Genomic DNA, 13,156 nt, shown 5'->3' on the forward strand with positions numbered 1-13,156 from the left:
AGCTTCACCTGCTTTTTCAGCTCCGCGTTTTCCCGCTCCAACGCTTCGTAGCGTTCCTGCAGGGATTCCGGTTGGTTGGTGGTCACCGTCGTCGTATTCATCATGCAAAAGGATTTCGACGTAGTTGCCGAAATCCCTTGTCAAAAAGGCATCTTTCGCGATTTTTGGACCCTTACACTACTCTCTTGGCGGAGACTTTCGGGTGGGCCTTCTGCTGGGTCAGCGACAGTCCGTCCAGCAACCAGTTGAGCTCGCGGCGGCCAATGACGACGGTCTTGCCGGCACTGGTGTCAGGCCATTGAAACCGTCCACGCTCCAGGCGCCGGTAACACAGCCAGAAGCCGTTGTACTCCCAGTACAGGATCTTCAACTTATCCCGCTTCCGGCTACAAAAGACGAAAATGCACGGAGAAAACGGATCCAGCTCGAAAGACTCCTGAACCAAGGCTGCCAAGCCATCGATGGATTTGCGCATGTCCGTGCTGCCGCATGCCAAGTACACACGCAGTTCCGGTCCGGTACCGATGTTCAGCATAGGCCGGACAACGTGCGCACCACATCGCGCAGCAGTTCAGTGTCGTAACCGGGCGTGACCTCGATGATGGCCGGGCCCACACGGACGGACAGCGGTTTGTCCACCTCTCCGGTCGGTTCCTGGACATGAATGGGGACAAAACGAGGCTGCGGCTCGACCTGCTCCGCCTTGAACTTGCCCACCCAATACCACAGCTGGTGCTCCTTGATCTGGTGGACAGCACACCATGCGGCGCCCGTTTGTCCGCTGGCCCGGAAGTCGGCCACGCGGGCGCGCCAAAGCTCACGAAGCTCTTCCAACTCCGCTTTCGTCACGATGATCCCTCCATGATTGGGTTCTGGGGGAATCATCTCGCAGAACAAGGCTTGGCGCTAGGTGTGGACTATTTGACGCTTACCTTCAAGTAATACCGATCCTTGCCGCAGGTAATGACCGACATCTCCACCTCTCCCGGACGTAAGCGTTGCAACCCTTGCAGCACCACCCTCTCCAATCCGCGCTCACTCCATATGCCCTCGCCTGTGAGGCTGACAGGCTGGCCGATGCAAGGTATGATGTTTTCAAGAAGTTCTTCATCGAAGGAGCATTTGATTTCCTTACCGGCCGACAGAAGGGTGAACCTGAATTCATCCACTACGCGCAGTTCGATCAACTGGCCCCACATTTCTAGACGGGATTTCTCACTAACACGAGTCAGAATCTGATCAATCCACTGCGGGGCCTCTGCATCGAAGTGCCACCGGCGTGATGATTCGCCCAGTTGAAGGCTTGCGGAGAAATCTCTACCCAACTGAGCCGTTAGGCTTCTGAATGCGCGCAGCAATTTGCGACGCAACAATGCATTGGGAATGATTTGGTATAATCGCTCGTTGTCGCGGTTTGCGATGGCCCTACATAAATGCTCCAACTGCAGTAAAACTTCCCGACGAGGCTCATCGAACACATCCAACCCCTGTGGTTCCGCAAACGCGACCTCCGCCGCAAAACTTCCGGCGTGTTCTGCCTTCACCTCGAGCGTGTACGTATCCACAAGAGAAGCCGGCAAAGGTCCTTTAGAACTCAGGTGAATCCCTTCCACGTTTGCTCCAAGGAGATAGATCACGCTTTGAAGATCGTCGAGTAACTGACCGTACAGTCGCACTGGAACACCGTGGGCAGATTTTTTCAAGTTTTCTATCACTAGTTGAAACGATGGGGCCATAGGCGTGGAACTCCCTCACCGAACCATGATCGATATTACCATTATATCCTCAATGTCAAATGTTGAGCCGGTGACTTCCTGTGGCGCGTGACACCGTCATGACCGCCGGCGGAACGGTTCGCCGGCCAGTGGATCGACCCACGCCCGCATAAGCTCTTCCGTTCAATATGGCGGTTGCACGTCACCGTGGCTTGAGTGCCCACGAAATCGTCAACGGCCTTGCGAACTCAAAGCCGACGAGTCAAACCCGCCCATACGGGCGCGGAACCCATTCTGAAATGCCGAATCGGCAGGTCAGCGAACAATTGGAAGTCCCCCGAAGTCCAGATTCACCGTACGGTACTTCGTCCTCTCGGAGGTCAACTCCTGCCCACAGAAATTCAGTCCTTCCGACTCGCGGGCGCGAAATGTGGACCTTTCCGCTGCCTTGTGAATAATCAAGTCCATAAAACGCTGTGATTCAGCTCCATCACTCCCTTGCGGACCGGCGAGGGCTCGGCGGTCCAACCCATTCAGCGAGGTGTATCCACATCATGTTTCACCTGACCGTCCGCGTCGCCTGGCACGACAACCGTTGGAACGGGACCGTCTGCCGGCATCCTTCTGCCAACACGTTCTGCACCCTGTTGGAGCGCATCCGAGAGAGCAAACAGGATGAGGCAGAAGAAGCACTGGCCGCGCGAACCTGGGACCAGGTGCCCGTGGACCAGCTTCCCTCCTGCGTCGCCGAAGGCGCCGGGTTCATGAGTCCGCGGGACTGGGTCCGCGTGATGGAACACCCGTACCAAAAGAGCAGTCACACGACGCACGGTCACCTTCGCCCCACCCGGATCGTGATCCCGCCCTACGCCACGCTGGCGGTTCCGTTCTGGTGGATGCTGAAATCGAATCAGGCAGCCATAGACGATCAATCCCCCGTCCCGCTGCCGCCCGACGAGGAGGCACCGTTCTCAACCGCATGGGTGTTTGGCCGGGAACGGCAGATGGCCCTCAACGACCTCTTCTACGGGCGCCTGACCCCCCAGGGGTCGCTGGTGCTGTTTTACGCCAAGGACGGCCATCCCCTGGGCGATGATCTGTCGCGCCTGATTGTGGGGATCGGACGGATTGAGCACGTGAGCGACCGGCTCATGTACAACAGCACCGACCCGCAGCGATCGTACCCGCTCTGGGAGCGCGTCATCCGGCACTCCATCCGCCCCGACGGGACGGATGGGTTCCTCCTTCCCTATCACGACTACCTCGAGCCCACGGGCGATCCCGCCGAGGACCAGCGCCGCCAAGACCTGTTGCGGGAGATTGCCGTGACGGTGGACACCGCCCACCAACGGGCGTTCTCGTACGGTTCCGAGCTGGCGGGCGCGGACGCCGCGCTGGAAGTGCTCACGAGAAGCCTGGAGGCCGTCCGTCGCGTACGCGCCCACGGCATCGCGGCGGGGCCGTGGATGCAGCGGGAGGAGTGGATCAACCAGCAGATTGCGGCGCTCTGGCAGGACCGCGGCGCCTTCCCGGGGCTGGGCTCCGCCCTGGAAGCGCTCGGACTGCGGCTCGGCACCGCGCTGTCGTTGGAGCTCATCACCTCTGGCCGGATCGATCCGATGGACGACCCGTGGCCTCTGGTGGACGCCCTCCTGCGCGGTGAGTTGGATCCGCCGCGGCCCGAATACCGGCCAGACCTCGACGCCGTGCGCAAGACCTGGGCATCCCTGCCGGATGAGCGCAGATCGTTGCTGCATCTGCTGTCCCGCTTCGCCCTCTCGCCGGCGCAGGCGAAGCGATGGTTTGACGTGCAGCAGCGGGAGAACACGGCGGGATGCCGAATCTCGGACGCCGACCTCCTGGCCAATCCGTACCGCATCGCTGAATTGGACGTGGATCATCCGGACGCCCCCGCCATCTCGGTGGGAATGCTGGACCGGGGCCTGTTGCCGGACGCCTCGATCGCCACGCGCCACCCCGTGCCAAGCCCTTCAGCGGTGGCCTCACCCATAGATGTACGCAGGGTGCGCGCCGGATTGGTGCGGGTCCTCCGTGATGCGGCCGAACAAGGAGACACCCTGCTGGCCGACGGGGAGGCGCTGCGCCGCCTGCCACAGCTCGACTGGGCACAACCGTGTGAGGTCGGCTTGGATTATCTTCACGCCCATCGGGACGACTGGGGAGACGCCATCGCCACGCTGGATCTCCCCTCCGGTTCAGGGACAGGGCTGCGCCACGCCCTCCAATTGACGGAGTACCAAGCACGTGAGGCGTACCTGCGCAAGGTGTTGCTGGCGCGGGCTGGGGCCGTCCTGCCCTCGGTCGGCACCGATTGGAAGACCGCGATTCACCGCACGTTGGCTCGCAAAGGTGTTCAGTTGGATCCGAATGTGCCCAGCCATGCAGCGGCCCTGGAAGAGCAGGCGGCGGCGTTGGAGCGGATCACCACGCGCAAGCTGTCGGTGCTCGCCGGCAAGGCAGGCACCGGGAAGACGACCGTGCTCGGCGCCCTGCTGCAGTCAGACGCCATTCGCCGCGATGGCGTCCTGTTGCTCGCCCCGACGGGCAAGGCGCGGGTCCGTCTGCAGCAGACGGCCGGATTCGAAGCCCTGACCATCGCCCAGTTCCTGCTCCGGCTCGGCCGGTACGACGTCGAGCGGCAACGGCCGCTGCTCTCTGGCGGATCGCCGTACCGCGGAGAGAAGACGGTGGTCATCGACGAGTGCTCCATGTTGACCCTCGACGATATGACGGCGGTGTTCAAAGCCATCGATCTTTCGCACGTGACGCGCATCCTCCTGGTTGGGGATCCGAATCAGCTTCCGCCCATCGGCCCAGGCCGGCCGTTCGCGGACTTGGTTGGGTATTTCGATCACGCGGCCGACTCGACCCTCCCAAAAGAAAGACACCTCGCCGACGCTCTGGCGCGACTCACCGTCGAGGTACGGGCGCAGGCTGGCGCACCGTCGGATACGCTGAAGTTGGCCGCCTGGTTCACACGAGAGCCACAAGCGGCCAATGCGGACGCCATTTTTCGGCGGCTCTCCTCAGCCGAGCCGCTGAACGACCTGCAGGTGAAGTTCTGGAACTCTTCCGCGGAGCTTGAGGCACGCCTGCTCGAAGCGATGTGTGAACGCCTGGGCCTCCAAGGCCCAGACGATGTTAAGGGATTCAACCGGGTGTTGGGCATCGAATCCAACGGATATGTCCCATCCAATCAGCCGGACAGCGTGGAATCGTTCCAAATCCTGTCCCCGGTTCGGATGCACCCGCACGGCGTGCTGGCTCTCAACCGCTGGATCCAGGCGCGGTTCCGGGAGAATGAGTTGAAACAGGCCCACCGCTTCCCGCACCGCCATGTCCGCTTGGGCGACGAGGAAATTGTGTTGCACGACAAGGTGCTGCAGACGCGCAACACGCGGCGGGATGGGTGGAATTGGGAGGCCAAACAGTCGGTACAGGGCATTTACCTGGCGAATGGCGAGATCGGGATCGCCGTGAACGAACACGTGAAAGGAAAGAACAAGTGGCTCAACGTCCTCTTCTCCGGCCGGCCGAACATCACGGTCGGCTACCGGGGGAAGGATTTCACGGAGGACGCGCCGCCGCTGGAGCTGGCGTACGCACTGACCGTCCACAAGGCGCAGGGCAGCGAATTCGACACCGTGTTCGTGATCCTGCCCAAGTCGAGCCGCCTGTTGTCCACAGAGCTGATCTACACGGCGCTGACGCGCGCCAGACGAAAGCTGGTCCTGTTCATCGAGGGAGAGGACATCAGCCTGTTGTACCACCTCTCGAGACCGGAAGCGTCGGAGACGGCGCGACGAAACACGAATCTGTTCACGGCGGGTGTGCGCGAGGCGGACGCGGCGGTTCCGTACGCGGAACACCTCATCCACCGCACGGAGAGAGGACACCTGGTGCGCAGCAAATCGGAGCTTGTCATCGCCAACACGCTCCACCACATGGGCCTGCCGTACGAGTACGAGCGGCCGCTCACCGGGCCGTTCACCGGAGGCGTCGTACTGCCGGATTTCACATTCGTCGATCCTGCCGGGGAGCTCATCATCTGGGAACACCTCGGCATGCTCGGCAACCCGGACTACCGCCAGGCCTGGGAGGACAAGTTGTCGTGGTACCGGAAGAACGGGTTTGAACTGGGTCAGAACCTGTTCACGACGCAGGATGACGACCACGGGGGTCTGGATTCGGTCGTCATCCGGCAGATCGCGGAGCGAATCGCGGAGCGGTTGTGAGGAAGATTCTTCCCGTCCGATGAAAACCGGATGTATGGGATAGGCAGAAGTCCATAGCACCGAGGGACGGCTGAATGGCCGAGCCAGTGCCGCCCCCACGGTCACGAAGAGGGGCAAATCGATGCCGGGAATTATGGTGTGGCTGACCTGCGAGCGTTGTGATTATCAGGCAAATGTTTCACCCGGAAGCAGTATGCGCGTCTTCGACAACGTAGCCGACTACATGCGGGCGAATCGCTTGCGAAAGAAGCCCAGCCTCGCTGAGAACGAGCGGATTCACCAACTCGTCGTCTATTCTGTGTACCAATGCCCAGAATGCGCACAGATCTACGAGACGAAAGAATCCACTGCGCACGACCAAAGTGGTCATGTGGACGTGCGGCAAGGAAGGATCCGATGTCCCCGTTGCCATACACGAGGACGGAAGCTATCGGATATTGGTGAATCGAAATTGCGTTGCCCAAACTGCCGCCACACATTGAGCGTCCATGAGATGGGGGTCTGGGACTGAGGCGAGCCTCAGGGTAGCCTCAGTCCCTTCGATTCCCTATGGCAAAGGATGCGAAGCGCACCACTACGGCGAATGTTAACTGGTGGCCCTGTCGAACGGGGAGCCTACTGCAGCACCCTTCGCGGATAAGCGCTCGGCGGCACGGATCCGTCCAACACGCCGACGTTGCCACGCACGCGAAAGAACGTGCCCGGCTCGCGAGATATCTCGGTCCAGCAGGATTCCCCCGTCAGCGAGGTCACCGAGATGAATTGAGAACAATCCAATACACAGAACTTGCTGTATCCGCACACAAACAGCATGAACATGCGTGGATAGCGGCTCGCAAACGGAGTCAGCCTCGACCACTCGTCGGCCGAAAACGAGAAACGCCACGGAGAGTTCTCACGAGTCGTATACTTGACGTAGAGCCCGGTATTGTGGTTGATCACGTACGCTGAGCGGATCGATGTGTCATATCGATTGATAGAGGTAAACTCATCGCTTCGGATGATCTGCATCAAGGCCCGTCCGTGATACCCGTCCATCTCGTGAATGGCCATATCAACTCGCCCCCTCCCGCCGCAGCACCGCGGGAATCGTCTTAAATAAAATCTTCCAATCTTCCAGGTAGGACCAATTGTCGATGTACTGCAGGTCCAACTCCATCCACTGGTCGAAGTCGATATTGTTGCGGCCGCTGATCTGCCACAGGCACGTGATGCCGGGCTTCACGCTTAAGCGGCGGCGATGCTTGATGTCGTACATATCCACCTCGTTGGGCAACGGAGGACGCGGGCCGACCAAGCTCATATTGCCCACAAAGACATCCCACAGCTGCGGGAGCTCGTCGAGGCTCGTGCGGCGCAGGAAGCGGCCGACGCGGGTGACGCGCGGATCGTCACGGATCTTGAAGACGGGCCCCGACATCTCATTGAGGTGGCGCAGTTGGTCCTTCATTCGGTCCGCGTCGACCACCATACTCCGGAACTTGTGCATCCGGAATCGGCGTCCATGTAGCCCGACCCGTTCCTGGGCATACAACACGGGTCCCCCGTCGTCCAGCTTGATGGCGAGCGCAATGGCTGCCATCAGCGGGGACAGCAGCAACAGAAGACAGCCGCTGACGACAAGATCCGTTACGCGCTTCCATGCCAGTGCTCCGGCGGTGTGCGGCAAGGTAGAGATGAGTAGCCGAGGGATCCCCATGGTGGAAACCAGCTCGGAGGCATTGATCCGGGAGCTGAAGCTGTCGAGCAGCAGCTCAACGGGGACGCCGTGCAACTCGCACTCGGCGAGGATGTTCTCCGTCTCGGCATGAGTGACAGGCAACGTCACGACGACCGCGTCCACAGGATGAGTGGTCAGCGTCTGGCGAAGATCCGCCAATCCACCCAGACGTGGCGCGGGCAGAGACGCATCCCTGTCGCTCAGGTACCCGATGACCCGCAGTCCGCGTTCCGGATGTCGATCCACTTGTTGTATGTACCGCCTCGCCCTCGGCCCACCTCCGACAACCAAGCGCGTCCTCTGGTCTCGGCCCTTCGCTCGAAGGACACCTAGACACGCGCGGATCCCCCACCGTTCGATCGTCATGAGAACGGCCGTGATCACAAAGTAAGACCCCAGAAAAAGCCTACTGAAACCGTTCAATTTCAGGAGAAAAGCGAGAGTTGTGAAAAACAAGACACCGAGGGCACCGACTCGCAGTGTGACGAGGACCTCGTAGAGGAAGCTGTACGATCGTCGTGTTGGATACTCCCCTGCGAACAACAGGGAGGCACCCCAGGCGATGGTGATCAGCAGATATGTACCGAAGTAGATAGCGCCATTGAAGCGAAAGATCGGGTGCCCAAGTATGAGTTGCAAGATGGCATACGTGACGCGGAATCCAATGAGGATGATCAACACGTCCAACAAAAATCCAATGCGACGGCTGCCTGCAGACAAATCACCCATTTCCCCTGTAACCCCCAGTGACTGGCCCGCCAAGGCGTCTATTTGTTTTTCAAATTTATCTATAGTTTTACTTTACCACCAAACGATTGGAAATGGAATAGGGTGTGCCTGACTCGCTAGGCCTATCACAACCCAAAAATCTTTTGGTTTATCAAAATGTCTGTATCCCCCGCTTCTCCAGACCTTCTCACTCCATGTCTCGTATCGTCGGGGCAAGAACCCCTCGATGCTCTGATACTCCAATGACTGATTGTCGTTGGCCTTGTGGTTAACCAGCAACGTCGTATCCACCTCGAACTGCGGTAAGCGTCAAATAGTACACACCTAGCGCTGACGCCGCATCTGTCAGATTATCCTCCCAGAGTCAATTGGGTAGGGAGCCATCATGACGAAGGCGGAGTTGGCAGAACTTCGGGAGATCTGGCGCGCGCATCGCGGACTTCCGTGCAAGCAGGCAAACCGGTGCGGCGTGGTGCGCAGCCCACCATGTGAAGGAGCACCAGTTGTGGTATTGGGTCAGCAAGTTCAAGGCGGAGTCAGCCCCTGAACAACCCCGTTTCATCCCGGTTCAAGTTCATGAGTCCGTCGAGGAAGCGGAAGTGCTCATACCACCCTTGTACATGGAGATAATGGCTTCCTCGAGCCAGTTGTCCCGGCGGGAGCACGGCGTGAACAGACGGGTGTGAAACTTGCCTTTCCGATCCCTTGGTACGCGCAGATTGCGGATTTTTCCGTATCGGGTATCCAGGTCTCGGGTATAGAACCCATTACGTGAGTTACGTGCACAACCGCTACAGTCGCACTCATTCTCATCCAGAAACCCGTTCAACTCCAGTCGCATGAACAGTCCAAACTTACTCTGAACGAAGCAGCGGGTTCCTCCATAAATTGCAAAGACAAATCAGCTTTGGTAATATTATACACGCAGGGCACACCCTTTCTCGAGTATGTGTGGTTGAGGGACCATCGCCGTTCGAGGAACACGTTGCCCTGCTTTTGATTTTTTATCACCACCTCACCCCAGTTCGTCTGGGGAGTGCTTACACAAAATACGGTACGTCACCGCTGCTTTTTGCGCTGCAGAAAATTAACTGACTCCGTGTTTATGTTCCAAGTAAGTATCATAGAACGGGGATATTCTTAAAGCACGGTATCGTTGCATTTTCGAGTAAAGTACATCTCCAATAACTGATTTTGCTAACCATTTGATAATATTTCTAAATTTACGGTCATCCTTCACCTTCCATGAACCAGTAAAATGGTGAACTGAGTACCCCATGTCTCTGCTGAATGTAGGGCACTCAAAATACTCTTTAGGGAACACCGCGATAGTTCCATTCAGCACCTGAAACCTGTTATTTAACCTGAAATTTTCAAACTCCTGCAGAAAAAAACGTGTAAAAAGTCCATTATTCGGTGAGTCTTTGATCTCCAAGTCACGGTATTGATCCAACAACTTCTTGATAGCTTCATGTCCTGGTTCCGCACCAATCACGGCCGTACTAAGGGTGCAATCATACATAAATGGCAAGAACATTCCATAATCCAGAAAGGAATCATCGAATTTTTTCTTGATTTCTACATCTGTGTCTAAATAAAGGCCGCCAAAATCGTTAAGTGCCTTCAGCCTGACGTAATCAGATACGAATGCGTAACGTTTCAGCTCATAGTTCTGCTTGGTATATGGATGGGCTGTCACATCGAAATTCGACTCATTCCACTCAATTATTGTGTATTCCGACGCAAACCGACCACCGGTTACGACGGATACCGACCATCAATTCCGACGCAAACCGACCGCCCATTCCGGGTGAAACCGACCACTAATAGTTGGTAACCACCTCTGCCTTTTCCCCCTCTGAGTGCCTTCCTGAGTTTCCATTCCTGTGAAAATGTGCTTTGGCACTGGTCACCTTATCACGCCATTTCCTATCCTTCCTTTTGGGACCCTATCAGGGCCCAGAAGGAGGACGTAGGTTGGCGAACAGGAGGTTAACCATGCGCAGGATTCGTGAAATCCTCAGACTACGGTACGAGGAGGGAATGAGCGCCCGCAAGATTGCCCGCTGCTTCGCTGTATCCCACAGCACAGTGCTTGAGCTTCTGCGCCGGTTTGACGAATCGGAATGGTCCTGGCCGCTGCCCGACACCATAGACGACTCGACGCTGGAGAATGTCCTTTATCCGCAACCGGTCTCCAATGAGACCAAGGACCCCGTGGACTTTGCACGGGTCCATGCTGAACTGCGGAAGAAGAACGTTACGCTCATGCTTTTGTGGGAAGAGTACCGGCAATCCAGTTCCAACCCGTACGGGTATTCCCGCTTCTGTGAAAGTTACCGAGAGTGGGCAGCGGCTCACGAGGTGACTGCACCACAACGGCACAAGGCAGGTGAGAAGGTATTTATCGATTTCGCGGGCCACACCGTGCCTGTCACCGACTCGTCCACGGGTGAGGTGTTTCAGGCGCAAATTTTCGTGGCTGTCCTGGGTGCCAGCAGCTATGCGTACGTGGAGGCATGTCGGGGTCAGGATGTCCCCTCCCTCATTCAAGCCGTTTGTAACGCACTGGAATACTTCGGCGGTGCCCCTGAGATCATCGTGCCGGACAACCTCAAATCCGCAGTCACCAAGCCGTCGCGTTACGAGGCGGAGATTCAATCGTCCTTCGAACAGTTGGCGGAGCACTACCGGCTGGTTGTGCTGCCAACGCGCCCTCGCCACCCAAAGGACAAGCCCAAAGTCGAGAAAGGCGTCCAGGATGTGGAGACTTACATCTTGGCCAGGATTCGCAACCGGAACTTCTTCAGCTTGGCGGAGTTGAACGGGGTTCTCTGGGACATACTGGACGATTTCAACAACAAGCCGTTTCAGAAGATGAAGGGCTCCAGGCGCAGCCTGTTCGATTCCGTCGACAAGCCCGCGCTGCGCCCGTTGCCCAAGGAACGGTTCATGCTCGCCAAGTGGACGGTGGCGAAGCTTCAACCAAATTGCCACGTTCAAGTGGATCGTAGCTTTTACAGCGCTCCATATCAACTGGTCGGTAAACGCCTGGACGTGCGCCTGACCGATCACATGGTGGATATCTTTCATGGCGGTCAGTGCGTAGCCACGCATGTGCGCAGCTTCAAACCGGGCACCTACGTCACCGAACCGGCACATTTGCATCCGCGCCACCAGGCGGTGCTGAACTGGTCTCCGGAGCACTTCCTGAAATGGGCAGAGTCCATCGGGCCCAACACCGCTGAATTCATAGAGGGGGTATTTGCCTCCGCAGCCCATCCTGAACAGGGCTACCGAATTTGTCGCGGGGTCATGGAACTGGCCAGATATTACACCAAGGAGCGAATCGAGGCGGCTGCCATGCGCGCGACCCAGTACCAGACGTTCTCCAGTAAAAGCCTGCGCTCCATTCTCGAGAAGGGCTTGGACCGCATTCCAAGCGGACAAGCCAAAGTGGTGCAGCTTCCGCGTCATGAGAACCTGCGAGGGCCAGAGTATTACGAGAAGTAGGCCCTCGTATACCGGCTGGATACTCGTATACCAAAGGATACCCCAGATATACCAAGGAGGTTACGTATACGGTGAACGACGCCAAAGATACCACGCTGAAGGTCACCGCGGGTCTCAAGGACGCGGTGAACCAGTTAGGTGCACAGCTTGGCGGTATGACGCAGCGCGAGGTCGTCGAATATCTTCTCGGCTTGCACCGTGCAAAGCAGGAGCAGGAGGGCGGCCGTCCCATTCCCGCACTGGATCAGTTGCGCCGCCATTTTGAAAGAATCGAGGCGATTTACACCGAGTGGGTCAACGTCACCTGGGATCAGGAAGAGAGATATACCGTCGAGATCGCCCGACTGCAGGCTGCTCTCGAGGAAGCCAAACGGACCGTGTACGAACAGAGGGAGCAGTTGCAACGGATGTCAGAGCAGCAGGCTGAACAAATCGCCCAGATACAGGCGGAATCCACACTGGTGCAGGAGACCTGGGCTCGGGAACGGGAAGAGATGGCTCAAAGGCTCGCACAGGCTCAAGCGACCCAAGAGCAGGCGGCCCAATTGGCGAGTCTTGCACAGACGGTTTGCGAGGAGGCAAAGCGGCGGGCCGCGACGCTGGAAGCCCGTGTACAGGCGTTAGGTGAACTCGAACAAAAACACACTGCCGTACTGGCTCGGCTTCAGGAGACCGAGCGCGAACTGGAACGTATCCGTGAACGGATGCCGTTGGAACTGGACAAGGCGGTCCTGGACACCGAACGCCGGCATCTGACACTCATCGCGGAACTGCGGGAATCCCTGGCCCAAGCTCGTGAGGAAAATGCCCTCCTAAAGATTCGTCTGAATCAGCCTTAAACGAGGGGGGGCATCCCCCCCTCCTCCAACTGAAAGGGGATAGCCATTCATGTGGACAGAACAAACCGTGCAAAAACTGAGGCAGATGCGGCTTCACGGTATGGCAGATGCTGTCGTGAACCAAGCCGAGCGGACTGACGTGCAAGGCTTGGGCTTTGAGGAACGTCTGGCACTCATAGTGGACGCGGAGTGGAATGCGCGGGAAAACCGCCGGCTCACGCGTCTACTGAAAGAAGCCAGGCTCAAGATTCCGCAGGCTTGCCTGGAGGACATCGACTACACACACTCGCCCGAGTTCGACAGTTGGTAGTCACACAAAGTCCCGCGAAGTCAAGCCCGACATGGATTCGCAAGACCTGTGGATAACTCGTGTAGTAACTACAG

The 13,156-nt window shown here is 57.9% G+C and carries 11 protein-coding genes and 1 pseudogene; 5 read left to right on the top strand and 7 right to left on the bottom strand.

Annotation, left to right across the window (positions count from 1 at the left end):
• Positions 1–172: 172 nt before the first annotated feature.
• The 3 genes from tnpB to BM357_RS17400 form a co-directional block, all read right to left on the bottom strand.
• A complete protein-coding gene (tnpB, locus tag BM357_RS17390) occupies positions 173–535 on the bottom strand; it encodes an IS66 family insertion sequence element accessory protein TnpB (protein WP_074956503.1) in 363 nt (120 codons plus the stop codon).
• Entirely contained in the window at positions 529–849 is a 321-nt protein-coding gene (tnpA, locus tag BM357_RS17395) for an IS66 family insertion sequence element accessory protein TnpA (protein ID WP_245783892.1), read from the bottom strand. The genes tnpB and tnpA (BM357_RS17395) overlap by 7 nt, the downstream gene beginning before the upstream one ends.
• 68 nt (positions 850–917) lie before the next feature.
• Entirely contained in the window at positions 918–1,736 is an 819-nt protein-coding gene (locus BM357_RS17400) for a hypothetical protein (RefSeq protein WP_074956505.1), read from the bottom strand.
• Positions 1,737–2,269: 533 nt separating this feature from the next.
• On the opposite strand from BM357_RS17400, the gene BM357_RS17405 reads away from it, so the two are divergent.
• A complete protein-coding gene (locus BM357_RS17405; RefSeq protein WP_074956507.1) occupies positions 2,270–5,971 on the top strand; it encodes an AAA family ATPase in 3,702 nt (1,233 codons plus the stop codon).
• Between the two features lie 615 nt (positions 5,972–6,586).
• Here BM357_RS17405 and BM357_RS17410 read toward each other — a convergent pair.
• Positions 6,587–7,024, bottom strand: coding sequence for a hypothetical protein (locus BM357_RS17410; RefSeq protein ID WP_074956509.1), 438 nt, complete (start codon positions 7,022–7,024; stop codon positions 6,587–6,589).
• Position 7,025: 1 nt separating this feature from the next.
• Positions 7,026–8,420 (bottom strand): sugar transferase, encoded by a 1,395-nt coding sequence (locus BM357_RS17415; protein WP_074956511.1) that lies wholly within the window; start codon positions 8,418–8,420, stop codon positions 7,026–7,028.
• A 431-nt stretch (positions 8,421–8,851) separates the two neighbouring features.
• Here BM357_RS17415 and tnpA (BM357_RS20790) point away from each other — a divergent pair, with 431 nt between their 5' ends.
• A complete protein-coding gene (gene tnpA / locus BM357_RS20790) occupies positions 8,852–9,106 on the top strand; it encodes an IS66 family insertion sequence element accessory protein TnpA (RefSeq protein ID WP_425426566.1) in 255 nt (84 codons plus the stop codon).
• Here the strand turns inward: tnpA (BM357_RS20790) and BM357_RS17420 are convergent.
• Positions 9,019–9,309, bottom strand: a pseudogene (locus BM357_RS17420) (transposase); the annotation flags it as partial. The gene tnpA (BM357_RS20790) and the pseudogene BM357_RS17420 overlap by 88 nt on opposite strands.
• A 198-nt stretch (positions 9,310–9,507) precedes the next feature.
• Complete coding sequence (locus tag BM357_RS17425; protein ID WP_083430648.1) at positions 9,508–10,149, bottom strand: glycosyltransferase family 32 protein; 642 nt, start codon at positions 10,147–10,149, stop codon at positions 9,508–9,510.
• Between the two features lie 269 nt (positions 10,150–10,418).
• Between BM357_RS17425 and istA the strand changes: the two genes are divergently transcribed.
• The 3 genes from istA (at position 10,419) to BM357_RS17440 (ending at position 13,082) form a co-directional block, all read left to right on the top strand.
• The gene (istA, locus tag BM357_RS17430) at positions 10,419–11,933 is read left to right on the top strand and encodes an IS21 family transposase (protein WP_074956521.1); all 1,515 of its coding nucleotides are present in this window, start codon (positions 10,419–10,421) and stop codon (positions 11,931–11,933) included.
• Between the two features lie 71 nt (positions 11,934–12,004).
• Complete coding sequence (locus BM357_RS17435) at positions 12,005–12,772, top strand: hypothetical protein (protein WP_074956517.1); 768 nt, start codon at positions 12,005–12,007, stop codon at positions 12,770–12,772.
• Positions 12,773–12,821: 49 nt separating this feature from the next.
• Positions 12,822–13,082, top strand: a complete 261-nt coding sequence (locus tag BM357_RS17440) for an ATP-binding protein (protein ID WP_074956519.1) — start codon at positions 12,822–12,824, stop codon at positions 13,080–13,082.
• The last annotated feature ends 74 nt before the right edge of the window (positions 13,083–13,156 follow it).

It is taken from the genome of Paenalicyclobacillus macrosporangiidus (assembly GCF_900116805.1).
GTDB lineage: Bacteria > Bacillota > Bacilli > Alicyclobacillales > Alicyclobacillaceae > Alicyclobacillus_H > Alicyclobacillus_H macrosporangiidus.

Bases quoted from the DNA above. Each gene is read 5' to 3' on its own strand.
- tnpB (WP_074956503.1), bottom strand. From the start codon at position 535: ATGCTGAACATCGGTACCGGACCGGAACTGCGTGTGTACTTGGCATGC.
- BM357_RS17400 (WP_074956505.1), bottom strand. From the start codon at position 1,736: ATGGCCCCATCGTTTCAACTAGTGATAGAAAACTTGAAAAAATCTGCC.
- BM357_RS17405 (WP_074956507.1), top strand. From the start codon at position 2,270: ATGTTTCACCTGACCGTCCGCGTCGCCTGGCACGACAACCGTTGGAAC.
- BM357_RS17410 (WP_074956509.1), bottom strand. From the start codon at position 7,024: ATGGCCATTCACGAGATGGACGGGTATCACGGACGGGCCTTGATGCAG.
- BM357_RS17415 (WP_074956511.1), bottom strand. From the start codon at position 8,420: ATGGGTGATTTGTCTGCAGGCAGCCGTCGCATTGGATTTTTGTTGGAC.
- istA (WP_074956521.1), top strand. From the start codon at position 10,419: ATGCGCAGGATTCGTGAAATCCTCAGACTACGGTACGAGGAGGGAATG.
- BM357_RS17440 (WP_074956519.1), top strand. From the start codon at position 12,822: ATGTGGACAGAACAAACCGTGCAAAAACTGAGGCAGATGCGGCTTCAC.